Source organism: Streptosporangium sp. NPDC020145 (assembly GCF_040631275.1).
In the GTDB taxonomy this organism is placed as follows: domain Bacteria; phylum Actinomycetota; class Actinomycetes; order Streptosporangiales; family Streptosporangiaceae; genus Streptosporangium.
On sequence record NZ_JBEXZT010000024.1, the window covers coordinates 13,782 to 38,884 of the forward strand.

Genomic DNA, 25,103 nt, shown 5'->3' on the forward strand with positions numbered 1-25,103 from the left:
CTCCGGGCCCGGTGATCTCTCGAACGACCTTCCCAGGCCGGGAAAGAGAATTGATCACCGCGTCGTCCCCGGTGGGAGCCCATGTCAGGCGGTACGAGAAGTGCGGGCCGGGAAATCACAGGAAACGCGGTCGTTCCATCGGCCTCTTGCACAACAAAGGTTTTCCGGTGCCCCAGAAATCCCACCACGCCCGAACGAGCGGCCCGGATCCGATGCCACGGAAACCCCGTCACGCCCCAACGGGGCCCGGATCGAATGACCCACGGGCCGGAAACGGCACACGGCGACGACCGCGAACGCAACGACGGAAAGCCGCCGAAGACCGGAACGCGCCGGGACGTCGTCTCAGAACATGAGGGTGCGCACGGTCTCCACCGTGTCGGCCTGGGCGGCGCCCTTGTCCGGGCGGTAACGCAGGACCCGGGCGAAGCGCAGCGCCATCCCCCCGGGATAGCGGCTGGACCGCTGGACGCCGTCGAAGGCGATCTCGACGACCAGTTCGGGACGGACCGGGACCACCCAGCCGTCCGCCGGGCCGTCGGCGAGTGAGAGGAGGCGCTCGGTCTGCCAGGCGAGCAGTTCGTCGGTCAGCCCCTTGAAGGTCTTGCCGAGCATGACGAACCCGCCCGTCACGGGGTCACGGGCCCCCAGGTGCAGGTTGGACAGCCGCCCCTCACGGCGGCCGTGCCCCCACTCGGCGGCCAGGACGACCAGGTCGAGGGTGTGCCGGGGCTTCACCTTGACCCAGCCCGCCCCACGTCTGCCCGCCGCGTACGGCGCCAGCAGAGACTTGACCACCACCCCCTCGTGGCCTCCCCTGATCACGTCCCGGTAGAACTCCTCGGCGCTTTCTGCGTCCTCGGTGACCAGCCGGGGGGTCACCAGCTCCGGGGGGAGGGCCCCGGCCAGGGCCGCGTGCCTGACCTGGCCGGGCTGGTCGAGCAGGTCGGCGCCGTCGACCCGCAGCGCGTCGAAGAAGAACACGCTCAGCGGGGTCCTGCCGCGCACCGCGGCGACGTCGGTGCGGCTGGAGACGCGGCCCGAGGTGATCTGGAAGGGCTCGGGACGGCCGTCGGGGCGCAGCGCGATGACCTCGCCGTCCAGCACCAGGTCCTGGGAGGGCAGAGCGCCGACCGCCTCGGCCACCTCGGGAACCTGGGCGGTGATGTCGTCGAGCGTCCGGGTGAAGACGGACACCGTGTCGCCGGAACGGTGGGCCTGGATCCGTATGCCGTCCAGCTTCCACTCGACGGCGGCGGGGGCGCCGACCCTGCCGAGGGCGGCGGCCACGGAGGTGGCGCTCTGCGCCAGCATCGGTGCGACCGGGCGGCCGACCTCCAGGCGGAAGGCGCGCAGCGCCTCGACCCCGCCGCCGAGGGCGGCGGCCCCGACGGCGGGCAGCCAGCCGCGCAGCGTCAGCGCCCGCCTGACCTCCGTGGCCGGGACCTCGGCCGCCTTGGCGATCGCCTCGACCATCACCCCGTCGAGCGCGCCCTGCCGCAGCTCACCGCGGAGCAGCCGGGACAGGAACGCCTGCTCCTGGCGGGTGGCGGCGCCGAACAGCTCGGTGACCAGGGCCCTGCGCGCGGACTGGGAGCCGGGGCCCGCCTGGGCCTTGATGCGGTCGAGGAGGCCGTCCACCTGCCGCAGGGTCGCGGTCGCCGCCAGGCGTGGGTCGGGCGGATCCTGCAGGCTCGCCCAGCCGACGCCGACGTTGCGCTGGGGCAGTTCTCCCGAGAGGTAGGCGATGGCGATCTCCGCCTCGCCGGGACCGGTCCTGCCGAGAAACTCCGCCAGATGACGGATCTTCGCGAGCCTGGCGGGGTCGGCGGACACCGCCGCGGAGGTGCGGACAAGGTCGATCAGCAGCACGGGTTCAGCCTATGAGCCACCGGTGACATTTCACCGACGCGGGTCCGGCCTTTTCGGCGCGCCGAGGCCTCTCCGCACGCGACCGGAGCCCGGGTCGGCATGGGAACGGGCCGCCCCGGAAGGGGACGGCCCGTTCACGGGTTCGTGTGGGGTCAGCTGACGCCGAGCAGGTCCACGACGAAGATGAGCGTCTCGCCCGGCTTGATGCGGGCGCCCGCGCCGCGGTTGCCGTAGCCGAGGTGCGGCGGGATGGTGAGACGGCGGCGGCCGCCGACCTTCATGCCCGCGACGCCCTGGTCCCAGCCGGCGATGACCCGGCCGCCACCGAGCGGGAACTGGAAGGCTTCGCCACGGTTCCAGGAGGCGTCGAACTCCTCGCCGGTGGAGAAGGCGACGCCGACATAGTGCACGCTGACCTGGTGGCCCGACTTGGCCTCAGGACCGTCTCCTTCGATGAGATCGACGATCTGCAGTTCCGCGGGCGGCGCGCCCTCCGGGAAGTCGATCTCAGGCTTCTCCAGTGCCACGTTGGTCTCCTTGGTTGGGTGCGCGTCGGTTGATGCACGCCGGCCGCTTTCCGGTCGGCCGAACGACTCTACGGGGTCCGGCCGACATATGAGATGCGGGGGGACGGACACCTCGCGATCATCGCCGTGACCTCGGCGGGAGGTGCCGCGACGGCCAACGGTGTGCCGTGCGCGCCGCGATCGGCGTGGGGGCGGGCGCTCCGGGCCGTCCGTTCAGGCGGCTGACGCATAATGCCGGATAATGCCGAGCAGGCCGGGAGACCGGCGCGGACCCGCGCGACCTCGCGCGCCCGACTCGCCACCCGAGGGCATTACGCCGTGGTGTCGACAAGCGGGGGAAAACAGATGAGAAGACCCACCCTGGAGGCGGTCGCCGCCCGTGCCGGGGTGTCCCGTTCGACCGTCTCCCGCGTGGTCAACGGCCAGCCGACCGTCACCCCCGACATCCGCGACGTGGTCATGCGGGCGGTCGACGAACTGGGTTACGTCCCCAACGGCGCGGCCAGGAACCTCGTGACCCAGCGGACCAACTCCGTCGCGCTGGTCGTCTCCGAGCACCCGGACCGGGCCTTCTCCGACGACCCGATGTTCTCCACCGTCATCCGGGCGGCGAGCCTGGAACTGGAGACCGCGGGCAAGCAGGTCGTGCTGCTGCCCGCCGGATCGCCGGAGAGCCACGCGAGGGTGGAGAAGTACGTGGCGGGCGGCCACGTCGACGGGGTCATGCTCGTGTCCGGCCGGGGAGCGGACCCGCTGCCCGGCGCGCTCACCCGGCTGCGCGTCCCGGTCGTCTCGTACGGCAGGCCCGCCGCGCCGGTCGCCGTGCCGTACGTGGACGGTGACAACGTGGGCGGCGCGAAACAGGCGGTCGGGCACCTGCTGGAACGGGGCAGACGGCGGATCGCGACCATCGCCGGGCCGCTGGACATGACCGCGGGGCAGGACCGGCTCACCGGCTACCGCGAGACGCTGCGTGACTCCGACCGTCGTTCGATCATCGCGGTCGGCGACTTCACCAGGGAGTCGGGCGCGGTCGCCATGCGCCAGCTGCTGGCCGACGACCCGCTCCTGGACGCGGTGTTCGCCGCCAACGACCTGATGGCCATCGGCGCGATGCGGGCCCTGCGCGAGGCGGGCAGAGGTGTTCCCGACGACGTCGCGGTGGTCGGCTACGACGACGTGGAGGCGGCGCGTTACACCGACCCACCGCTGACGAGTGTCCACAGCCCGCACGCCGAGCAGGCGGCCGCCATGGTCCGGCTGCTGCTCGGCCTGATCCAGGGGGACCCGGCCGAGCCGCTGGTCATGCCGACGAGGCTCGTCGTGAGGTCGTCCTCGTAACGGGCTCAGGTCCGCTGCCGGGAGGAGGGGCCCTCCTGGCGGGGCAGGCCGGGCTCGTACGGCCCGGCCGACGGAGCGGGCTCGACGACCACCGTGTCCGCGGGCCGCGGGCCGCCGTCGAGGACGGCGCGGGCGTGGTCGAGGTGGGAGGCGGCGACCAGCACGTCGTAGCGGCCCGCCACGATCGCGCTGCGTGAGGCGAAGTCCCTCCTGCCGCCGGTGAAGAAGTGGTTGACGAAGCCGAACGCCGCCCCCGTCACCGTGCCCCAGAGCGCCGCCCAGAGCACCAGGACCACGAACGACATCGTCGTCGAGGTGAAGACGCCGAGGAACATCCCCACGACGGCGCCGAAGACCGCGCCGCCGCCGGCCCCGGTGAGGGCGGCCTTGCCGTTCGTCATCCTGCCGGTGACGGTCTCCTCAAGACGGAGGTCGCTGCCGAAGATCGTCACGTACTCGACGGGGAACCCGGCGTCGGAGAGCCCGTCCACGGCTCGCTGGGCCGCTGGATAGTTGTCGTAGCCGACGAGAACCCTGCGGTCGACGACGACGGGGGTGTCCGGGGTGGTCGATAACCGTGCCATGTCCGTTCGCCTTCCCTTGTGTGGTCGGGGATTCGGGCCGTCGGCTACCCCGTGAGGAGGGGGACATGCGTTCGACCTGGTCATGGCTTGTCAGCCCCTGGTAGTCTGCGAGAAAGCTTCCAAGTGAAAACTTTTCCCACGAAAGTGGACATTGAGGGACAAATCCCCTGATCCACTGTTAAGGTTCTTACGAGTGGCGCAGACGGCGGGTGGGCAGGGATCGTCGGCGCCAGGTCCGCGAAGGAACCCGAAATGATCGCATTCATCATGATGATCGAAGCAGTGCTGGCCCTGGCGGGGCTGATGGCGCTGTGCAGGCTCACTCGTTATCCGGCCAGGCGGATGCAGCTGGAGGACCGGGCGGAGCACGTGTTGCAGCCGCGTTACCGCAGGTGACGTTCTTTCGCGCCGGGGCGAGGGCGCCCCGGCGCGAAAGCGGCGCGCGGCGGCCGGGTCACCAGCTCTGGTGCAGGGGCATGCCCTCGGTGTAGCCCGACGAACTCTGGACCCCGATCACCGCGCGCTCGTGGAACTCCTCCAAGGTCGAGGCGCCCGCGTAGGTGCACGAAGACCGCAACCCCGCCACGATGGCGTCGATCTGGTCCTCGACGCTGGGTCTGGCCGGATCAAGATACATCCGCGAAGTGGAGATCCCCTCCTCGAAGAGCGCCTTGCGGGCCCGCTCGAACGGGGAGTCCTCCGCGGTTCGCAGTTTCACGGCGCGGGCGGAGGCCATGCCGAAGTTCTCCTTGTACCTGCGTCCCTCGGCGTCGGTCCTCGCGTCGCCGGGAGACTCGTAGGTGCCGGCGAACCAGGAGCCGATCATCACGTTCGCCGCCCCCGCGGCCAGGGCCAGGGCGACGTCCCTGGGATGCCGGACACCGCCGTCGGCCCAGACGTGCCGGCCGAGACGGCGGGCTTCGGCGGCGCATTCGAGCACGGCGGAGAACTGCGGGCGCCCGACCCCGGTCATCATCCGGGTCGTGCACATGGCCCCCGGCCCGACCCCGACCTTGAGGATGTCCGCCCCGGCCTCGACCAGGTCGCGCACCCCCTCCGCGGTGACGACGTTGCCCGCCGCGACCGGCACGCCGGGACCGAGCGAGCGGACCGCCCGCAGGGCGCCGATCATCTTCTCCTGGTGCCCGTGGGCGGTGTCCACGACCAGGCAGTCGATCCCGGCTTCGAGCAGCTCCTTGGCCTTGGCCGCGACGTCCCCGTTGACGCCGACCGCCGCGGCGACGCGCAGCCTGCCCGCGGCGTCGGTCGCCGGCCGGTACAGCGTGGCCCGCAGCGAGCCGGTCCTGGTCAGGATGCCGACCAGGCGGCCCTTCTCGTCCACGATCGGGGCGAGTCTGTGCCGTCCGTCGTGGAGACGGTCGAAGGCCTCGCGCGGGTCGAGACCGGCGGGCAGGGTGAGCAGGTGATCCGACATCACCTGGGACAACTGGGTGTACATGTCCACGCCCGCGCAGTCTCCCTCGGTGACCACGCCGACGGGGCGGTTGTCCCAGTTGACGATGATGATCGCGCCGTGCGCCCGCTTGGGCAGCAGGCTCAGGGCCTTGCCGACGGTGTCGTGCGGGGTGAGGGTGAGCGGGGTGTCGTGCACCAGATCGCGCTTCTTGACCCAGTCGACCACGTCGGCGACGACCTCGCCGGGGATGTCCTGGGGGATCACCGCGATCCCGCCGCGCCGGGCGACGGTCTCGGCCATCCTGCGTCCCGCGACGGCCGTCATGTTGGCCACCACGACCGGAATCGTCGTTCCCGTGCCGTCGTGGGTCGAGAGGTCGACGGCCAGCCGGGAGCCGACGGAGGAGCGTGACGGCACCATGAACACATCGCTGTAGGTCAGCTCATGAGCAGGCACCATCTCGTTGAGAAATTTCACGTTCTTCCATCCTGTTCCGGTGAATGATCCGGTAAATACTCCGATGAATGGTTACGAATAGGCCTTCCCGCTTTTGAAGATCTCAAAGAGGAGCCGGCACTCTGAGAGGGCACTAAGATCCGGTTTGAGCGGAGTTCACTGGATGGCCGTAAGGAGGCGCTGTGATCGTTGTCGATCGGTCCGAAATGCTTGTCGTCGGCCATGCCGTACGGACCTCCAACGCGGAGGAACTGGAGCAGGGGCGGGGACGGCTTGGCGCGTTGTGGGCGCGGGCGAGTGTTCCCGGGGCCTTCGCGCACGTGCCGGGGCGGATCGACGAGAACCTCTACGCCGTGCTGACCGACTACGAGAGCGACCATCACGGCTCCTACACGCAGGTCGTCGGGGTGGCCGTGCGCAGCGCCGCCGCGCTGCCCGAGGGCATGGTCGCGGTACGGGTGCCCGGCGTCCAGGCGCTGAAGGTCGAGGCGCGCGGCCCCATGCCGGGGGCTCTCCTTGAGGCCTGGCAGCAGGTGTGGAAGCACACCGAGTCCGGCGGCTCGCCCGCCCGCGCCTTCACCACCGACCTGGAGATCCACCACGCCGAGGGCGCAGACCTCTACGTCGCGGTCTTCCCCTCGATGCGCCCCGCGGGTTAGGCGAGCACCCCGGCCTCGCGAAGCCTGGCCTGCTCGGCCGGGGGCAGGCCCCAGGACGACAGGTCGGTGAGCCGGGTCGCGGGCGAGAGATCCTGCTCGGGGACACCGAGCAGGCGTGGCGCGGGAGCGGGCTGGAGGACGCCCCCGGCCTCGACGAAGGTGCCGCGGGCCCGGTTGTGCGGATGCCGGGCCGCCTCGGCCGTGTCGAGCACCGGGAACACACACGCGTCGGAGCCCTCGAACACCTCCTGCCACTGCGCGCGCGTCCTGGACAGGAACGCCTCGGTCAGCCTGCGCCGCAGCTCGGGCCAGTTCGCCCGGTCGTTCCGGTCGGGCAGGCCGGTCAGGCCCATCAGGGAGACAAGCTCCGCCCAGAACCGCGGTTCGAGCGCGCCGACCGCGACGAACCCGCCGTCGGCGGTCTCGTAGGTGTCGTACATGGGGGCTCCGGTGTCGAGCAGATTGGTGCCGCGCGGACCCCACGAGCCGTCCTGGACCCGGTCGTAGAACATCGCGAACAGCGCCGCGGCCCCGTCGACCATGGCGGCGTCGACCACCCGTCCCCGTCCTGTGCGCTCGCGTTCGAGCAGCGCGAGCAGTACGCCGTAGGCGAGCATGAGGCCTCCGCCCGCGAAGTCGCCGAGCAGGTTGACCGGCGGCAGGGGGCGTTCCCCCTCGCGGCCGAGCGCCGAGAGCACGCCGGAGGCCGCGAGATAGTCGATGTCGTGCCCGGCGGTCCGCGCCAGCGGTCCCTCCTGGCCCCAGCCGGTCATCCGCCCGTAGACGAGGCGCGGGTTGACCGCGTGCAGGTCGGCGGGGCCGATGCCGAGCCGCTCGGCGACCCCCGGCCGGTAGACCTCGATGACCACGTCCGCCTCCCGGGCCAGGCGCCTGAAGGCCGCCACGCCCTCGGGGGACTTCAGGTCGAGACCGATCGTCCGCTTGCCCCGGTCCATGACCTGGCGCCGGGGGGCGTCCGCCTCGGCGGTGACCACGGCGACGCGTTCGATCCGCAGCACCCGCGCGCCGTGGTCGGCCAGCATCATCCCCGCGAACGGCCCGGGAGCCAGCCCGGCCAGCTCCAGCACACGCACTCCGGTCAGCGGCCCGGTCCTGGTGACGTGCTCCACCGGGGCGTCCTCCTCATGTTCGGTCCGTCGCAACCGGTGGTCCCTTGGTAAGGTCCCAGAGTCTCCTTCCGGCAAGTAGAACAACGTTCGGCTTTCGCTGGCAAGACATCTCTCGGTGGCCCGCGCGGTGTCCGAGTGATATGGGAAACTTGCGCCCTATCTGGATGGGACAGGGGTCGTGCGATGACATATCCGCACAGTGAACGGGTGGTCGCTGGGCGTTATCGGCTGTTGAGAGAGCTCGGCCGCGGGGGCATGGGGGTGGTGTGGGAGGGGCACGACACCCTCCTGGACCGCCCGGTCGCGGTCAAGGAGGTTCTCCTGCCGCCCAATCTCGCCCCCGCGGAGCACCAACGCCAGCTCGCCCGCACCTCTCGCGAGGCCAGGACCGCCGCCAGGCTCAACCACCGCAACATCGTGGCGGTCTACGACGTCGCCGAGCAGGACGGGCGTCCCTGGATCGTCATGGAACTCGTCAGGGCGCGGGGGCTCGACGAGGCGGGCATCCTGCCGGTCCGGCAGGTCGCCGAGGTCGGTCGTCAGGTGCTGTCCGCCCTCAGGGCGGCCCACGAGGCGGGCATCCTGCACCGTGACGTCAAACCGAGCAACATCCTGCTGGACGCCGAGGGCCGGGCCGTACTCACCGACTTCGGGATCGCCACCGTCGAGGGTGACACCTCCCTCACCCAGACCGGCATGGTGACCGGCTCGCCGAGCTTCCTTCCCCCCGAACGCGCCGCGAACGGCGACGTCGGGCCCTGGTCGGACCTGTGGGCGCTGGGCGCCACCCTGTACGCCGCGCTGATCGGCCACGGCCCCTTCGAACGCCGTGACGCCATCGCCACCCTCGGCGCGCTCCTCACCGAGGAACCCGACTTCGACCGGGTGCCCCGGGCGATGCGCGAGGTGCTGACCGGGCTGCTCCAGCGCGATCCGGCGCGCAGGCTGAGCGCCGAGCAGGCCGACCTGCTGCTGACCGAGGCGATCAACGACCCCTCGGGGACCATGCCGCGCCGCGCCGTGCGAGCCGAGCACACGACCTCGGCGACCACCGAGATCCCTGAAGCACCCGAGCCCCCCGCGAGGCGGCGGCGCAGGCGGCAGGCCGGCGTGGGCGGCGGCAAGACCGCGCTGATCACCGCCGCGGTGGTTCTCGTCGCCGGAGGCAGCGCCGTGGCGGTGGCGATGGCGAACGCGAACACCGTCACGGTCTCACCGGTGAAGGCGCAGTTCCCGGAGCCGGCGGGCTCCGGCGACCCCTCGCCGGTCGCCGAGGTGAGCGCCGAGACGACCTCGCCGTCCGCGACTCCCGCCCCGACCCCCGTCAAGACCAGGACCGCCGCCCCGGCCTCCCGGTTGCGCACCTGGCGGGCCAGGTCCCCGGAGAACTGGTCCATCGGCTACCCGGCGGGCTGGAAGGGGGACTACGCCCCGGAGACCGGCTACACCCAGTGGCTGCGCTCGGACGGCCGGGCCCACATGGCGGTCGAGGTGCTTCCCGGGCAACTGGGAAGCCTGGAGACGCTCCAGCGGACCGTCAAGGAGAACACGGCGCAGTGGAGCGACATCGGCACCGACCGTACGGCGCGCATCCCCCTGAAGTACGGCGCGGGCCTGCAGTGGGAGTTCACCTGGACGGCCAGGGACGTCGGCGGTGTGCCGTGGGCGACCCCCGGGACCACCTACCACGAGATCAGCCGGTTCATCGGCGTCGGTGACACGGTCATGGTGGTGAGCTGGACCACCGTGGCCTCCGAGTGGAAGGCGGGAACCGGCCTGATGAACCAGGTCATGGACAGCTTCCACCCGCGCGGAGGCGAGTGACGGCGGAGCGGGCCGGTGGCCGGAGAGACGCCGGGGACGGGACCCCCGTAGAGTTTCCACGCGTTTAACGTGTCCCGCATGGCTCCCGGGACATCAGAGATATAACGTGCTAGAGGCGATCTTTACTGTGGGAGCCCTGGGGGTGAGGACCTGTGGAACAGATGACACAGATGTCGGCACATCGGCGTGCCGTTGAGCAGATCAGGGACTCCTACGCCGCGATTCCCGGCGGCTCCGCGCCACGGCTGGCGAAGGCGACCACGAACCTGTTCCGCTTCAGGGAGGGCTCGCAGGGGGCGCGCCTGTCCGCGCGTGACCTCGACCGGGTCATCGAGGTCGATCCGGTGGCGATGACCGCCGAGGTGCAGGGCATGACCACCTACGAGAACCTGGTGGACGCCACCCTCCCGCACGGGCTCATGCCGTACGTCGTGCCGCAGCTCAAGACGATCACGCTGGGCGGGGCGGTGACGGGGCTGGGCATCGAGTCGACCAGCTTCCGCGACGGGCTCCCGCACGAGTCGGTCGAGGAGCTGGAGATCCTCACCGGTGACGGCCGTGTCGTCGTCGCGCGTGCCGACAACGAGCACAGCGACCTGTTCCACGCCTTCCCCAACTCCTACGGCACGCTGGGCTACGCGCTGCGGATCCGGATCAAGCTCAAGCGTGTGCAGCCCTACGTCCGGCTGACCCACATCCCCTTCACCGACGCCGACAAGTGCATGATCGCCATGAAGGAGATCTGCGAGCGCGGCGAGCACGACGGCGAGCCGGTCGACTTCGTGGACGGCACGTTCTTCGGCCCCGGCGAGCTCTACATCACCGTCGGGCGCTTCGCGGAGAAGGCGCCTTATCTGTCCGACTACACGGGCATGCGCATCTACTACCGGTCGATCCAGACCAGGACCCGTGACTGGCTGACCGTCCGCGACTACATCTGGCGCTGGGACACCGACTGGTTCTGGTGCTCGCGGGCCTTCGGCGTGCAGGAGCCGCTGGTGCGCTCGCTGATGCCGCGCAAGTGGATGCGCTCGGACGTCTACCGCAGGCTCGTGGGCCTCGACCGCAAGTACGGCGTGATCGCCAGGATCGACCGCTGGCGTGGCCGTCCGCTGCAGGAGTCGGTCATCCAGGACATCGAGGTGCCCGTCGAGCGCGGAGCCGAGTTCCTTGAGTTCTTCCACGACAAGGTCGGCATGGAGCCGGTGTGGATGTGCCCCCTGAAGGCGACCGGGCAGTGGCCGCTCTACCCCCTTGAGCCGGGGCGACTGTATGTCAACTTCGGCTTCTGGGGTACGGTGCCGTTGCCCAGAGGGCAGTTCGACGGCTACTACAACCGTCTCATCGAACGCAGGGTGCACGAGCTGGAGGGGCACAAGTCGCTGTACTCGACGTCGTTCTACGGGGAGGACGAGTTCTGGCAGTTCTATAACGGAACGGCCTACTGGCCAGTAAAGCGGGCATACGACGCGGGTGGCCGGTTGCTCGACCTCTACGACAAGTGTGTGCGGGGGCGTTAGGAGGTTGAATCTGTGAAGCTCGCAGAGATCTTCGAGATGGTCGTCGGCTCGGAGGCGGGGATTCGTTTCAGAGCGTACGACGGCAGCAAGGCGGGTCCGGACAGCGCCGACATCGGTGTCGAGGTCAAGTCTCCGATCGCTGTGGCCTATCTAGCCCAGGCTCCGGGTGAGCTGGGTCTGGCCAGGGCGTATGTCTCGGGGCACCTCGACGTCGACGGGGACATGTACTCCCTGCTGGCGCGCATGTGGTCACTCACCATCAACGACATCACCACGGCGCAGAAGCTCGCCGCGATCCGCGCACTCGGCGTCAAGCCCCTGATGATGCGGGTGCCGCCTCCCCCCCAGGAGGTACGGCGCAGCATGCTCGCGAAGATGGGCAGCAGGCACGCCAAGCAGCGTGACGCCGAGGCGATCCACCACCACTACGACGTCTCCAACAAGTTCTACTCCTGGGTGCTCGGCCCCTCCATGGCCTACACCTGCGCGGTCTACCCGACCGAGGAGTCCTCACTTGAGGAGGCGCAGTACGCCAAGTTCGACCTGGTGGCCAAGAAGCTCGGCCTGAAGCCGGGCATGCGGCTGCTGGACGTGGGCTGCGGCTGGGGCGGCATGGTCATGCACGCCGCCCGTGAGTACGGCGTGAAGGCGCTGGGGGTCACCCTCTCGCGTCAGCAGGCCGAATGGGCGCAGAAGGCCATCGCCGAGGCGGGGCTCAGCGAGCTGGCCGAGGTCCGTCACATGGACTACCGGGACGTCCAGGAGAGCGGCTTCGACGCCGTGAGCTCGATCGGTCTGACCGAGCACATCGGCAAGGACCAGCTGCCGTTCTACTTCAAGTTCCTGTACGGCAAGCTGGTGCCCGGCGGGCGCATCCTCAACCACTGCATCACCAGGCCCACCGGCGTGGAGAAGACCATCAACGCGGGCGGCTTCATCAACCGCTACGTCTTCCCCGACGGTGAGCTTGAGTCGGTCGGCCACCTCATTCGCCAGATGGAGGACCTCGGCTTCGAGATCCGCCACGAGGAGAACCTGCGTGAGCACTACGCGCAGACCCTGCGCCACTGGTGCGCCAACCTCGACGACCACTGGGACGAGGCGGTCGAGGAGGTCGGACAGGGGACGGCCAGGGTGTGGCGGCTCTACATGGCCGGGTGCGTGGTCGGCTTCGAGCGCAACAAGGTCCAGCTCCACCAGGTCCTGGGCGTGAAACTCGACGACAAGGGCGTGGCCGGTGTGCCGCTGCGTCCGGCTCTCGACTGGCCCTGACCTCAACCGGTCTCTTCGCGGGGGCCTCGTACCGGACTCATCACCAGGGGCCACGGCCCGCATCCACCGGGGTGCGGGCCGCGGCCTTCCGGGTTCGGAACGGCCCCGGAGGCGATGGAGGGCCGGGCCCCCTACCTCAGCTCACGCTTGAGGATCTTGCCGGTCGCGGTCATCGGGAGGGTCTCACGGAACTCGACGAAACGGGGATACTTGTAGGCCGCCATGTTCTCCCTGGCCCAGGCGGCCAGCTCGTCCTCGGTGAGCGTCGCCCCCTGGGTGCGGATGACATAGGCCTTGACCTCCTCGCCGTGCGAGTCGTGGGGGACTCCGACCACCGCGGCGAGGGAGACGCCGGGGTGGGTCATCAGCACCTCCTCGACCTCACGCGGGTAGACGTTGAAACCACCCCGGATGATCATGTCCTTGGCCCGGTCGATGATCGTGTAGTAGCCGTCGGCGTCACGCACGGCGATGTCGCCGGTGCGGAACCAGCCGTCGTTCATGACCTCCGCGGTGGCCTCGGGGCGGTTGTAGTAGCCCTTCATCACGTTGTGGCCGCGGACGGCGATCTCCCCGGGACCCTCGCCCTCGACCGTCTTCCAGTCTCCGTCGATCAGCCTCATCTCCACGCCCCAGACCGGCGTGCCGATCGTGCCGGGCTTGGTCGGCCTGCCGAGCTGGTTGAAGCTGGCCACCGGGGAGGTCTCCGACAGGCCGTAGCCCTCCAGGATGCCGATCCCGAAGGTGGCCTCGAAGTCCCTGAGCACCTCACCGGGCAGGGAGGCGCCGCCGGAGACCGCGACCCTCAGCGAGGAGGGGACCGCGTCGCCGTCGTGAACCCTGGTCAGCATGGCCCAGTACATCGTCGGCACGCCCGCGAACAGCGTGACGTTCTCCGCGCGCATCAGTTCGAGCGCCGGACCCGGCTCGAAACGCGGCATGAGCACGATGGTCGCCCGGCGCCGGAACCCCAGGTTCAGCACCGTGGTCTGGCCGAAGGAGTGGAACAGCGGCAGCGCGGCCAGGAAGGCGTCACCGCCCTCGGAGCGCGGGAACATCTCGTCCGAGACCATGGCGTTGAGCAGCATGTTCTGGTGGCTCAGCTCCGCGCCCTTCGGCTGTCCCGTGGTGCCGCTGGTGTAGAGGATCACCGCGGTGTCGTCCGGTGCGGTCTGCACGGTCTGGAACTGCCCGGGAACGCCGTCAAGCGCCGCCCACAGGGTCTCGCCGTGCTCGGACTCGGTGGCGAAGGCGGTGGCGGGCAGGACGATGAAGTGCTCGGTCGGCTCGGACTCCTCGAAGCCCGCCCTGCCCCGCTCGCCCAGCGGCAGTTCGGGCGTGCCCTCGAAGCAGAAGAAGGCCTTGGCTTCGGCGTCCCGCAGGTGATAGGCGATCTCCCTGGGCTGCAGGAGCACGTTGAGCGGCACGACCGTGGCGCCCGTCTTGAGGATGCCGTAGTACACGAAGGGGAAGTAGGGCAGATTCGGACAGGCCAGCGCGACCCGGTCCCCTCTGCCGACGCCTCTGGAGACCAGCAGGTTGGCGACCTGGTTGGCGATGGTGTCGACCAGCGAGTACGGCAGCCGCAGGTCGCCGAAGACGATCGCGGTGCGGTCGGGCTGCTGGCGGGCACTGTCCTCCAGGACGATCGACAGATTGAGCATGGGCGTCCTCCTCCAGGGCGGGATCTGTCCCGTGCCATCTTTTCAGGGCGGAGATACCTACCGGTAGGTAACAATGGTTACGAATTGACGCGTAAAGCACCTCAGGGTAAGCAGATGTGAGCCCGCTTACCGAGGGTAGGCGGGCCGTCCGTTCGTGCGACGAAGGGGCAGTGCGCAGTGGAGTACGACTATGTGATCGTGGGGGCGGGGTCGGCGGGGTGTGTGCTGGCGAACCGGCTGTCCGCCGACCCGGCGACGACGGTGGTGCTGATCGAGGCGGGCGGACCGGCCGACAAGCTGGAGGTCAGGATGCCCGCCGGGTTCGCCCGGCTCTTCAAGACCGGTTGCGACTGGAACTTCACCACCGTCGAGCAGCCAGGCCTGTCGGGCAGGCGGCTCTACTGGCCGCGCGGCCGGATGCTCGGCGGCTCCTCCTCGATGAACGCCCAGATGTGGGTGCGCGGGCACCGGGCGGACTACGACGGATGGGACGTGCCCGGCTGGTCCTACGAGGAGGTCCTGCCGTACTTCCGCCGGGCCGAGGGCCGGGTGGGCTCCAACCGCGGCGACGTGTACGGCACCGCGGGCCCGGTCCGCATCTCTGAGCTGCGCAGCCCCAATCCGCTGACCCCGGTGTTCCTGAAGGCCTGCGAGGAGGCCGGGCTCACCCGCCTCGACGAGCTGAACGGCCCCTCGAACGAGGGCTGCTCCCCGACCCCCGTCACCCAGGACAGGGGCCGCCGTTGCAGTTCCGCCGACGCCTACCTGAGGCCGGCCGTAAGGAGGCCCAACCTCACCGTGCTGACCTCCCGCCAGGTGCGCAGGGTGCTGATCGAGGAGGGGCGTGCGACGGGCGTCGAGTGCGCCCCCGCGAACGACGGAGGCGGCAGGGACGGCGGCACGGTCGTGCGGGCACGCAGGGAGGTCGTCCTGTCGGCGGGGGCGATCGGCTCGCCGCACCTGCTGATGCTTTCGGGCGTCGGAGCCGCCGACGACCTGCTCGCCCAGGGCATCGAGCCGCTCGCCGACCTTCCCCAGGTCGGCGCCAACCTCCAGGACCACCTCGCCTCCGGGGTCATCCTGCACTGCCCGGAACCGGTCACGCTCGCCAAGGCCGAGTCGGTCGGCAACCTGCTGCGCTTCCTGGTCGGCAGGAACGGCATGCTCACCTCGAACGTCGGCGAGGCGGTGGCCTTCATCAAGACCTCGCCGGACGAACCGGCCCCCGACATCGAGCTGATCTTCGCCCCCGTGCCCTTCATCGACCACGGGCTCACCCGGCCACCCGCGCACGGCCTGACCATCGCCTCCATCCTCCTGCGGCCGGAGAGCAGGGGGCGGATCTTCCTCCAGGGGCGTGACGTGGCCATCGACCCCGCCTATCTCACCGCGGAGGCCGACCTCAGGAGACAGGTCGCCGGACTGAGAAAGGCCAAGGAACTGTTCGCGACCTCGGCGCTCCTGCCGTTCGCGGGGGCTCCCATGGACCCGTATCGGGGGGCCGACAGCGAGGAGGAGCTCATCGGCTGGATCCGTGAACGCAGCGAGACCCTCTACCACCCGGTCGGGACCTGCCGCATGGGCGAGGACGCGGACGCGGTGGTCGACCCGAGCCTGCGGGTTCGCGGGATCGAGGGGCTGCGCGTGGCCGACGCGTCGGTCATGCCGGTGATCAACCGGGGCCACACCCACGCCCCCACCGTCATGATCGCGGAAAAGGCCGCCGAACTGATCGCCGGAGGTTCGTGACCCCCCGGAGGTCCTTTTCGATTCACGGGGGATTCTGCGGGGAATCCCGGCCCGCACCATGGGGCAGGTGTTAGGTTCCGCCATGGGATCGAGTCGTGACTCCCGGTGTGCGCGCGTGTGTTCTCCGTGATCGAAACATCCGGCCTTCACGATCCGTACGGTCCCGTTCAGCACTCTTCGAACGGAAAGTCACATGACAGGATCGGCAAATGGGGAGCTGGGGTGACCGTCTCACTGTCGGACATCGACCTCTCGAAAATCTCCTTCTGGGAGCGTCCGATGGCCGAGCGGGAGGAGGCCTTCGCGTTGCTGCGCGCCCAGCCCGCCCCGATGAGGTTCACCGAACCCGACATCAGCTTCGCCCTGCCGGGGACGGGCTACTACGCGCTGGTGAGGCACGCCGACATCGTCGAGGCCAGCCGCAACCCCGAGATCTTCTCCTCGGCGCGCGGGGCGACGGCCATCCACGACCTGAGCCCCGAGTTCGGCGAGTACTTCGGATCGATGATCAACATGGACGATCCCCGGCACGCCAGGCTCCGCCGGATCGTCTCACGGGCCTTCACCCCCAGGATGATCGGTGGCTTCGAGGCCGACGTGCGCGCCGAGGCCACCAGGATCGTGGACGACCTGATCGCCAAGGGGCCGGGCTGTGACTTCGTCACCGAGGTCGCGACGAGGCTGCCACTGAAGATCATCTGCGACATGATGGGCATCGGCGCCGAGCACTACCAGACGGTGTTCGACGCCTCGAACGTCATCCTGTCCGGCGGCGACCCCGAGTTCATCGAGGACGTCAGCCGTGCCGCCGAGCTGCTCCTCAGCGCGGGACAGTGCCTGCAGGACCTCGTCGTCTCCCTGGCGGACGAGGGCGGTGGCCCGCTGATCACCTCGCTGACCAGCGCCGACATCGACGGCGAGAAGCTCACCGTGCGTGAACTCGGCTCGTTCTTCATCCTGCTGGTCGTGGCGGGCAACGAGACCACCCGCAACGCCATCTCCCACGGCCTGAAGCTGTTCACCGACAACCCCGAGCAGCGCGCGCTGCTCCTCGACGACCTCGAAGGACGCCTGCCCGGCGCGGTCGAGGAGATCCTCCGGCTGGCCTCACCGGTGGCCTGGATGCGCCGCACCCTCACCCGCGACCACGAGATGAACGGCCACCTCTACCGCGAGGGAGACAAGGTGCTGCTCTACTACTGGGCGGCCAACCGTGACGAGGCCGTCTTCACCGACCCGCTGCGCTTCGACATCCGGCGCGCGGGCGGCCCCCACGTGGCCTTCGGCGGCCCGGGCCCGCACTTCTGCCTGGGCGCGCACCTGGCCCGCAGGGAGATCTCCGTGATGTTCCGTGAGCTGTTCACCCGGCTTCCGCACATTCGCTCCGTCGGCGAACCGGTCCGGCTGCGCTCCAGCTTCATCAACGGCATCAAGCACCTTGAGTGCGACTTCTGAGACCGGACGCGGGTCCTAAGAGGAGAGCGCCTTGATCGAGGTGAAGACGGTGTTGATGTCCGGCAGCAGCTCCTTCTTGCTGTCGGGCACCGACATGTAGACGATCGAGGGAAGGTCGGCGCCGGTGCTCACGGCCGCCACGACCATGGTGGTCTTGGTGTCGCCCGTGGTGATCTCGTAGGCGGACAGTTGTCCGGGCAGGCCGTTGACGGTCAGGGACTGCTGGGCGGTCTTGCGGGCGGTGTTGTCCTCGGGGAAGAACTTCTTGCGCGCCGAGGCGGCGACCGCGTTGGTCACGGGGGAGAGATTCTCCGGTGAGGTGTACTTGTCCTTCAGCCGGGACGGGAGCACCCCCGACATCAGCTGGGCGAACTGTGTCCTACCGGCGGAGTCGGTGCCCGCGGCGACGTACTGGCGGGTGGTGAAACCGTAGACCGTGGGCACGGTCCTGCGCTGGTCCTCCCGCCACTCTCCGCCCAGCCGTGTCACGCTGATCGCCGCCGCCTGGTCGGCCAGGGTGCCCGAGACCGGGGACGCCTTGCCGGGGAAACGCGGAAGACGGCCGAGCGTCTGGGACTTCGGCGGCTTCTTGGACGTGGCGGAGGGCTTGGCGCTGGGAGCGGGGTCCGCCTCGTTCGTCGCGGCGAGCGGACCGGCCATGAACGCCCACAGCAGTGCGCCGACCAGCGCGATCACCACCGACCCGACCAGCGCGAAGACCCAGACCGGCCTGCCCTGCTCGTCGAAGTCGTCCTCGTTCCCCATGGCCTGGTAGTTGTCGCCGAAGACCGTGTCCCACAGCTCCTGCTGACGTTCGGGCGGCGGGGTCTTCGGGCCGCTGATCTGGCCCGCGGTGACGAAACGCCTGTTGGGGTCGGACGGGTCCTGGCTCAGGTGGTGACCGGGCTGCCCGGGGTGGCCGAACTCGTGCTGTCCCGGCTGCCCCGGGTAAGCCGGTTGTCCCGGTTGCCCGAAGGGCTGAGCCTGCGGCGGGAGCGGAAGGTCGGCCGGATGCCGTGTCGCGGACGCGTCGTAGGCGGGCGCCGTCAGCGGGTCGTTCAGGGGGTTGTTCGGCGGGCCGCTCAATGGGTCGACCGGCGGGGCGTTGCGGGGGGCGTTGAGCGGGTCGTTCAGCGGATCGGCGCGCGGGGTGGGCTCGGGCGCGGTCGTCGCGGCGAGGGCCCAGACGGCGGGGTTGTTCGGCACCCCGAAGCTGCCCCGGGCGGCGTCCTCGCCGAAGGGCGCGCCGTCACGGCTCGGCTCCTCCTGAGGAGGGGTCGACCACGTGTGCGACAGCGGGTCCCGCACGGTTCCCTCGGCCGCGGAGGGCGGCCACACGGGGTTGTCCCCGGGCGCGGCCGACGGCCACGCGGTTGCCCCGGGCGCCGGGTCTCCCGCGGGCGCGGTGGGCCCCGCGGCCGGACCGGAGGCCGGAGCGGCGGGTGGCCACCCGGTGTTCTCGGCGGAGGCGGACGGCCAGGCGGAGCCGTTCGCCTGGGCCGTCGGCGGCCACACGGCGTTGTCCTGCGGCGCGGCGGACGGCCAGGAGGCGTTTGCGGCGGCGGGCGGCTGCGCGGCGTCGTCCTGTGGGGTGGTGGCGGACGGCCATCCGGTGTTCTCGGCGGTGGCGGGCGGCCACACCGGGTTGTCGGCGGGTGCCGCCTCCGCCGGGGGCTGCGGGTCCCACCGGGGCTCGGCACTCACGGGAGCGGCCTCGGGAAGCTGGCCTCCGTATCCGCCGGCCAGGTCGGGGTCCGGCCTGAGGGCGTCCTTCGGCTGCGGGGTGAACGCGTCGCTCCAGCTGGTCGTGGCGCTGGAGGCGGGGCGGTCCCGCGGATCGGCGGGCGCCGTACGGGCTGCCTGGTCCCACCCGGTCCCCGCCGGGGAGTTCCAGCCGGACGCCGGACCGGTGACGGGAGGCTGAGTGGGGACGCCCTGCCGGGGGGTCTCCATGTCGTCGGACGCGCCCCCCGAAGGGGAGGCCAGCGCCTGGTCCCAGCCGCCGCCGAGAGTCGCGGAGCCGTTGGAGGACCCGCTGGGAGCCCCGTTGGGGGTCTGGGACGGCGTCGGCTGGCTCCAGCCGTATTCGGGCGTGCTCGCCCCCGCCTGCTCCCAACCGGCGCCCGGCTGTCCCTGGCCGTCGGCGGGCGAGGCCGGCTCCTCATGGGGGAGGGGAAGTCGTGGCGACGAGGCGCCGAAGGAGTCGTTCGCCCAGCCGGACGTCGTCTCCGCCGCCTCCGGCCACGCCGGAGGCAGGTGGGGCTGGCTGGGCTGCTCCGGGGCCATGGCTTCCTTACCTTCCGCACGGGTGCCCGAATTATGGGTATTCGGCATGGTCTCACGGGAGGCAGGGATGTTCGCAGGGAAACCGGAGAACGCCCCCCTGAACTGGAGTCCTGTGGGGTCGGTCGGTGGATCCTGCATCGGCAGGCCGGCCTCCAAGGGATCCGGGCCCTGCCCCGGCTCGACTGAGTGTGCCACGGTGAGAAGAGTAAACTGACGGGACATGCGAGGTCACAACGGATGTGTCCCCATCAGGTCTCGGCCCGCTCCAGGCACGTGATTGCTCTTATTGTGCTGGATCGCCGGACGGGCGTCCTCCGTTTACCGTGATCCAATTCGTTTCCCCAGGCCACGAATACGGCTTGCGGACTGCGATAGTCTTGCCGTATGCGTGCCGCGACCCTGCTGCTTACCGGGCCGCATCGGCCTTCTCGGCGTTAGACGCCCGCCGGTGCGGCTGCCCTTCGCATGAGCGGAGGGTTTTTCTATTGGGCCGGACGGGTCAGATCATCGCAGCAGACGTATACCGAGGGAAGATTGACGTGAGCGAGCGAGCCGACGTGAACAGCGACGAGCAGCACTACGATCCGCAGGCACTGCAGGTCAAGTGGCAGCGGCGGTGGGAGGAACTGGACCCGTTCCACGCCTCCGACGACCCCGCGGACCCGCGCGAGCGTCGCTACATGCTCGACATGTTCTCCTACCCCTCGGGCGACCTGCACATGGGTCACGCCGAGGCCTTCGCCATCGGTGACATCGTGTCGCGCTACTGGTTCCAGCGCGGCTACAACGTGCTGCACCCGATCGGCTGGGACTCCTTCGGCCTGCCCGCGGAGAACGCCGCCATCAAGCGTGACGCGCACCCGGCCGAGTGGACCTACGCCAACATCGAGACCCAGGCGGCCTCCTACAAGCGTTACGCGGTCTCCTTCGACTGGTCCCGTCGTCTGCACACCAGTGACGCCACCTACTACCGGTGGACGCAGTGGCTGTTCCTGCGCTTCTTCGAACGCGGCCTGGCCTACCGCAAGGGCGGTCTGGTCAACTGGTGCCCCAACGACCAGACCGTGCTGGCCAACGAGCAGGTCGTCGGAGGCAGGTGCGAGCGCTGTGGCGCCGAGGTCGTCCGCAGGGAGCTGACCCAGTGGTACTTCAAGATCACTGACTACGCCGACCGGCTGCTGGACGACATGGCCCAGCTGGAGGGCGGCTGGCCCGAGCGCGTGCTGACCATGCAGCGCAACTGGATCGGCAGGTCCGAGGGCGCGGACGTCAACTTCGTGATCGAGGGCCGCGACGAGCCGGTCACGGTCTACACCACCCGCCCCGACACGCTGTACGGCGCGACCTTCTTCGTCGTCGCCCCGGACGCCCCGCTGGCCGAGGAGATCGTCTCCGACGAGCAGCGGAAGGCCTTCGAGACCTACCGGGCCGAGGTCGCCAAGCTGTCCGACATCGACCGGCTGTCCACCGAGAAGGAGAAGACCGGCGTCTTCCTGGGCCGCTACGCGATCAACCCGGTCAACGGCGAGCGCATGCCGGTCTGGGCGGCCGACTACGTGCTGTCCGACTACGGTCACGGCGCCATCATGGCGGTTCCCGCCCACGACCAGCGCGACCTCGACTTCGCCCGCGCCTTCGACCTGCCGGTGCGGGTCGTCGTCCACACCGGCATGGCCGACCCGGGGGAGACCGGGATCGCCACCGCGGGTGAGGGCACCCTGGTCAACTCGGGGCCGCTGGACGGCCTGTCCAAGGCCGAGGCCATCCACAGGATCATCGAGGTGCTGGCCGGGCGCGGGACCGGCAGGGCGGCGGTCAACTTCCGCCTGCGTGACTGGCTGCTGTCCCGCCAGCGTTTCTGGGGCTGCCCGATCCCGATCATCCACTGCGCGGACTGCGGCGAGGTCCCGGTCCCCGACGACCAGCTGCCCGTCACCCTGCCCGACATGCGTGGTGAGGCGCTGGCGCCCAAGGGCGTCTCCCCGTTGGCCTCGGCCGAGGACTGGGTCAACGTCTCCTGCCCCAAGTGCGGCGGAGCCGCCAAGCGTGACACCGACACGATGGACACCTTCGTCGACTCCTCGTGGTACTACCTGCGTTACGTGGATCCGACCTACCTGGACGGTCCCTTCGACGTGGAGAAGGTCCGCAGGTGGGGGCCGATCGACCAGTACGTCGGCGGTGTCGAGCACGCGGTGCTGCACCTGCTGTACTCGCGTTTCTTCACCAAGGTCCTGCACGACATGGGCATGCTCGACTTCACCGAGCCCTTCCTGCGCCTGCTGAACCAGGGGCAGGTCATCAACCAGGGCAAGGCGATGTCGAAGTCGCTGGGCAACGGGGTCGACCTGGGCCAGCAGATCGACACCTACGGCGTCGACGCGGTCAGGCTGACCGTGCTGTTCGCCGGCCCGCCCGAGGACGACATCGACTGGGCCGACGTCTCCCCGGCCGCGTCGCAGAAGTTCCTGGCCAGGGCCTTCCGCGTCATGGCCGAGGCCGGTGCGGGATCCGCACCCGGCGTCGACTTCTCCACCGGTGATCTGGAGCTGCGCAAGGTCGTCCACCGGACCGTGGACGAGGTCACCAAGCTGCTCGACTCGTACCGCTTCAACGTCGCGATCGCCAGGATGATGGAGCTGACGACCGCCGCCAGGAGGGCCATCGACTCGGGCCCCGGTGCCGCCGACCCGGCGGTGCGCGAGGCCGCGGAGACCCTGGCGGTCATGCTGTCCCTGGTCGCGCCGTACGCGGCGGAGGAGGGCTGGGAGCGGCTGGGGCACCCCGCCTCCGTCGCGACCGCCGGGTGGCCGGTCGCGGAGGCGGCGCTGCTGGTGCAGGAGACCGTCACCTGCGTCGTACAGGTCGCGGGCAAGGTCCGTGACCGTCTGGAGGTCTCCCCGGAGATCTCCGATGCCGACCTGGAGGCACTGGCGCTGGCGTCGGAGAAGGTGCAGGCCTTCCTGTCCGGCGCGCCCCGCAAGGTCATCGTCCGGGCACCCAAGCTGGTCAACATCGTTCCCTGACCGTGAACGCAGAAAGGAGTGACCCTCGGTTTGAGGGTCACTCCTCGCGTTCCGGGAGAGATGCCGCCGGGGCGCCTCAGAGCTTGCGCAGCACCGCCACGACCTTGCCCAGGACGGTGGCCTCGTCACCGGGGATCGGGTCGTAGTTCGTGTTGTGCGGAACCAGCCAGACGTGGCCGTCCTTGCGCTTGAAGGTCTTGACCGTGGCCTCGCCGTCGATCATCGCGGCGACCACGTCGCCGTTGTCGGCGACGGGCTGCTGGCGGACGACCACCCAGTCGCCGTTGGCGATCGCGGCGTCGATCATGGAGTCGCCCGTGACCTGGAGCAGGAAGAGGGTGCCCTCGCCGACGAGCTGCTTGGGCAGGGCGAAGACGTCCTCCACGCTCTCTTCGGCGAGGATCGGGCCGCCGGCGGCGATCCGGCCGACGAGCGGCACGTAGGCCGCGGTCGGGCGGTTGACCGAGGTCTCCTCGGCGTTGGCGTCGGGGTCGACCCACAGCACCGGCTCGCCGGGCAGGCGCACCTCCAGGGCACGCGGGCGGTGCGGGTCACGGCGCAGGTAGCCCTTGCGCTGCAGGGCCGTCAGCTGGTGCGACACGCTGGAGGTGCTGGTCAGCTGCACCGCCTCGCCGATCTCGCGCATCGACGGCGGGTAGCCGCGCTGCTGCACCGAGTCGCGGATCACCTCAAGGATCTTGCGCTGCCTGGGGGTGAGGCCGAGGGAGTCACGCCTGCGCACCGCCAGGTCACTGACGGCCGCGCCGCTCTCGTCGCGCTCACTCATATGATCTCCTCGCTCCCGGTCTGTATTGGTTGCGTCGCACACAGCGACCGTACCTCCGCCGAAGATCATACTCAAACATTTGTTCGAATGGTCCTCGAAATCGGTGGCGGCGTGGTGTACAACATCGTACGGGAGTTCGATCGACATCGTGTTCGATTCGCCGATCTTTCTTCGACATGTGTTCGGCCAGGTCGAAGAGATGGGGGGCACCGTGAAGGCGGCCACGAGGACAACCAGGCCCACGTTGACGCTGGTCAGGGGCACCGGGGAGACGGCCGCCAGGGACGCGGGCCGTGGGGCGGCGGGGGGCGGGCGGCCCGTCGCGCGTCCCCGTGGGACCGCCGCGGGGCGTGCGGGCCGTACGGTTTCGGCGGTTTCGCGGAGGCGGGCCGTCGCCGGGGGGAGGGCGGCGCACGCGACCGTCCGGCGGAGGCGCGCCCCGGTCAGGCTGACCCGCAGGGGGAGGGTCGTGGCGGTCCTGGCGCTCGTGCTCCTCGTTCTGGCGGCCTTCTGGGCGGGTGCCCTCCTGGACGCGGCCCTCGGCTCCTAGGAGGCTTTCCGAGGCGCCTCGAAGGGCCTCTGCGGGCCCTGTGGCCAGTGGGGGTCCTGGGCGCTCCGGGGAGGGGTGGGCGGGGGTGCCGACGACGGAGCGTGACGACGCGCCCCGGGCTCACCCGATAATGGATCTCGGCGATCGGCCCGTTCGCATGCCCCGGGGAGGGGTGCCGCGTGTCCGGACGGCGCCCGCGGGGCCGTACCGGAAGGGCGACACGCCCGGCTGACGCCCTTGAGCTGCGCTGATCGGCGACTTCGCTCGGCAGGCCCTTCCTAACTTGCGTTCATGGTCCGACACTCCTACGGTTGGACCACAACATCTAGTGGCTTCATCATTCCGCTCCACCATAGATTGTGTTTCTATTACCGCATCTCGACCATTCGAGGGCGTGCGTGAGCGTCTCCACACGGAGATCGCAGAGCCGGCGGAGCAACGCGAGGAAGATGAGCCGCTGGGCAAGTCAGGGAGGCGACACGCGTGCACTGTCCGTTCTGTCGTCATCCTGACACGCGGGTCATCGACAGCCGGTCGACCGAGGACGGCAGCGCCATCCGGCGCAGGCGCACCTGCCCGGAGTGCGGGCGCAGGTTCACCACGCAGGAGACGGTGTTGCTCATGGTGAGCAAACGCAGCGGGGTGACCGAGCCGTTCTTCCGGGACAAGGTGATCGCCGGTGTCCGGCGTGCGTGTCAGGGGCGCCCGGTGAGCGAGGACTCGCTGGCCCAGCTCGGCCAGCGGGTCGAGGAGAGCATCCGGGCGACCGGGGCCGCGGAGATCGCGGCCCACGAGGTCGGGCTGGCGATCCTGGGCCCGCTCCGCGAGCTCGACGAGGTGGCGTACCTGCGTTTCGCCTCCGTCTACCGGGGCTTCGAGACCCTGGCCGACTTCGAGGCCGAGATCGAACAGCTGCGCGCCGAGCGTTCCGCGCGGCGCGACTGAGTCAGTCCCCGGGCGCCGGGGGAGTACGCGGCGTGTTGA

At 70.0% G+C, this 25,103-nt stretch carries 19 protein-coding genes; 11 read left to right on the forward strand and 8 right to left on the reverse strand.

Annotated elements, in window-relative coordinates:
* Nucleotides 1–345: 345 nt before the first annotated feature.
* Together ABZ463_RS31920 and ABZ463_RS31925 are read right to left on the reverse strand one after the other, a co-directional pair.
* The gene (locus tag ABZ463_RS31920) at nt 346–1,872 is read right to left on the reverse strand and encodes an ATP-dependent DNA ligase (RefSeq protein WP_362781725.1); all 1,527 of its coding nucleotides are present in this window, start codon (nt 1,870–1,872) and stop codon (nt 346–348) included.
* A gap of 152 nt (nt 1,873–2,024) precedes the next feature.
* A complete protein-coding gene (locus ABZ463_RS31925) occupies nt 2,025–2,399 on the reverse strand; it encodes an FKBP-type peptidyl-prolyl cis-trans isomerase (protein WP_352015924.1) in 375 nt (124 codons plus the stop codon).
* 345 nt (nt 2,400–2,744) lie between these two features.
* Here ABZ463_RS31925 and ABZ463_RS31930 point away from each other — a divergent pair, with 345 nt between their 5' ends.
* Nucleotides 2,745–3,740, forward strand: a complete 996-nt coding sequence (locus ABZ463_RS31930) for a LacI family DNA-binding transcriptional regulator (RefSeq protein WP_352015923.1) — start codon at nt 2,745–2,747, stop codon at nt 3,738–3,740.
* A 5-nt stretch (nt 3,741–3,745) separates the two neighbouring features.
* Here ABZ463_RS31930 and ABZ463_RS31935 read toward each other — a convergent pair whose 3' ends face one another.
* Nucleotides 3,746–4,324 (reverse strand): general stress protein, encoded by a 579-nt coding sequence (locus tag ABZ463_RS31935; protein WP_352015922.1) that lies wholly within the window; start codon nt 4,322–4,324, stop codon nt 3,746–3,748.
* Nucleotides 4,325–4,576: 252 nt separating this feature from the next.
* On the opposite strand from ABZ463_RS31935, the gene ABZ463_RS31940 reads away from it, so the two are divergent.
* Nucleotides 4,577–4,720, forward strand: coding sequence for a hypothetical protein (locus ABZ463_RS31940; RefSeq protein ID WP_352015921.1), 144 nt, complete (start codon nt 4,577–4,579; stop codon nt 4,718–4,720).
* Between the two features lie 58 nt (nt 4,721–4,778).
* On the opposite strand, the gene ABZ463_RS31945 is transcribed toward ABZ463_RS31940, so the two are convergent.
* Nucleotides 4,779–6,218, reverse strand: coding sequence for a GuaB1 family IMP dehydrogenase-related protein (locus ABZ463_RS31945; RefSeq protein ID WP_362781729.1), 1,440 nt, complete (start codon nt 6,216–6,218; stop codon nt 4,779–4,781).
* 161 nt (nt 6,219–6,379) lie between these two features.
* On the opposite strand from ABZ463_RS31945, the gene ABZ463_RS31950 reads away from it, so the two are divergent.
* Nucleotides 6,380–6,856 (forward strand): effector binding domain-containing protein, encoded by a 477-nt coding sequence (locus ABZ463_RS31950; protein WP_352015919.1) that lies wholly within the window; start codon nt 6,380–6,382, stop codon nt 6,854–6,856.
* On the opposite strand, the gene ABZ463_RS31955 is transcribed toward ABZ463_RS31950, so the two are convergent.
* Nucleotides 6,853–8,019: a CaiB/BaiF CoA-transferase family protein gene (locus ABZ463_RS31955; RefSeq protein WP_362781731.1), complete on the reverse strand. Its 1,167-nt coding sequence runs from the start codon at nt 8,017–8,019 to the stop codon at nt 6,853–6,855. The genes ABZ463_RS31950 and ABZ463_RS31955 overlap by 4 nt on opposite strands.
* Nucleotides 8,020–8,169: 150 nt before the next feature.
* Here ABZ463_RS31955 and ABZ463_RS31960 point away from each other — a divergent pair, with 150 nt between their 5' ends.
* The 3 genes from ABZ463_RS31960 (at nt 8,170) to ABZ463_RS31970 (ending at nt 12,602) form a co-directional block, all read left to right on the forward strand.
* Nucleotides 8,170–9,810: a protein kinase gene (locus ABZ463_RS31960; protein ID WP_352015917.1), complete on the forward strand. Its 1,641-nt coding sequence runs from the start codon at nt 8,170–8,172 to the stop codon at nt 9,808–9,810.
* A gap of 161 nt (nt 9,811–9,971) precedes the next feature.
* Nucleotides 9,972–11,330 (forward strand): FAD-binding oxidoreductase, encoded by a 1,359-nt coding sequence (locus ABZ463_RS31965; protein ID WP_352015943.1) that lies wholly within the window; start codon nt 9,972–9,974, stop codon nt 11,328–11,330.
* A 12-nt stretch (nt 11,331–11,342) separates the two neighbouring features.
* Nucleotides 11,343–12,602, forward strand: a complete 1,260-nt coding sequence (locus ABZ463_RS31970) for a cyclopropane-fatty-acyl-phospholipid synthase family protein (RefSeq protein WP_352015916.1) — start codon at nt 11,343–11,345, stop codon at nt 12,600–12,602.
* Between the two features lie 131 nt (nt 12,603–12,733).
* Here the strand turns inward: ABZ463_RS31970 and ABZ463_RS31975 are convergent, their stop codons facing one another.
* Nucleotides 12,734–14,266: a long-chain fatty acid--CoA ligase gene (locus ABZ463_RS31975; RefSeq protein ID WP_352015915.1), complete on the reverse strand. Its 1,533-nt coding sequence runs from the start codon at nt 14,264–14,266 to the stop codon at nt 12,734–12,736.
* Nucleotides 14,267–14,443: 177 nt separating this feature from the next.
* On the opposite strand from ABZ463_RS31975, the gene ABZ463_RS31980 reads away from it, so the two are divergent.
* Together ABZ463_RS31980 and ABZ463_RS31985 are read left to right on the forward strand one after the other, a co-directional pair.
* Nucleotides 14,444–16,015 (forward strand): GMC family oxidoreductase N-terminal domain-containing protein, encoded by a 1,572-nt coding sequence (locus tag ABZ463_RS31980; RefSeq protein WP_352015914.1) that lies wholly within the window; start codon nt 14,444–14,446, stop codon nt 16,013–16,015.
* A 279-nt stretch (nt 16,016–16,294) separates the two neighbouring features.
* Nucleotides 16,295–17,470 carry a cytochrome P450 gene (locus tag ABZ463_RS31985; RefSeq protein ID WP_362781884.1) on the forward strand — a complete coding sequence of 392 codons (1,176 nt, stop codon included), beginning with the start codon at nt 16,295–16,297 and terminating at the stop codon, nt 17,468–17,470.
* A 15-nt stretch (nt 17,471–17,485) separates the two neighbouring features.
* Here ABZ463_RS31985 and ABZ463_RS31990 read toward each other — a convergent pair whose 3' ends face one another.
* Complete coding sequence (locus ABZ463_RS31990) at nt 17,486–19,756, reverse strand: hypothetical protein (RefSeq protein WP_362781735.1); 2,271 nt, start codon at nt 19,754–19,756, stop codon at nt 17,486–17,488.
* Between the two features lie 539 nt (nt 19,757–20,295).
* Here ABZ463_RS31990 and leuS point away from each other — a divergent pair.
* On the forward strand, nt 20,296–22,782 hold the full coding sequence (gene leuS, locus ABZ463_RS31995; RefSeq protein WP_362781737.1) for a leucine--tRNA ligase: 2,487 nt from the start codon (nt 20,296–20,298) through the stop codon (nt 22,780–22,782).
* Between the two features lie 76 nt (nt 22,783–22,858).
* Here the strand turns inward: leuS and lexA are convergent, their stop codons facing one another.
* Nucleotides 22,859–23,569, reverse strand: a complete 711-nt coding sequence (gene lexA / locus ABZ463_RS32000) for a transcriptional repressor LexA (RefSeq protein ID WP_362781739.1) — start codon at nt 23,567–23,569, stop codon at nt 22,859–22,861.
* A gap of 199 nt (nt 23,570–23,768) precedes the next feature.
* On the opposite strand from lexA, the gene ABZ463_RS32005 reads away from it, so the two are divergent.
* Together ABZ463_RS32005 and nrdR are read left to right on the forward strand one after the other, a co-directional pair.
* Entirely contained in the window at nt 23,769–24,119 is a 351-nt protein-coding gene (locus ABZ463_RS32005) for a hypothetical protein (protein ID WP_362781741.1), read from the forward strand.
* Nucleotides 24,120–24,602: 483 nt separating this feature from the next.
* Nucleotides 24,603–25,064 (forward strand): transcriptional regulator NrdR, encoded by a 462-nt coding sequence (gene nrdR / locus ABZ463_RS32010; protein WP_184715543.1) that lies wholly within the window; start codon nt 24,603–24,605, stop codon nt 25,062–25,064.
* Nucleotides 25,065–25,103: the final 39 nt, after the last annotated feature.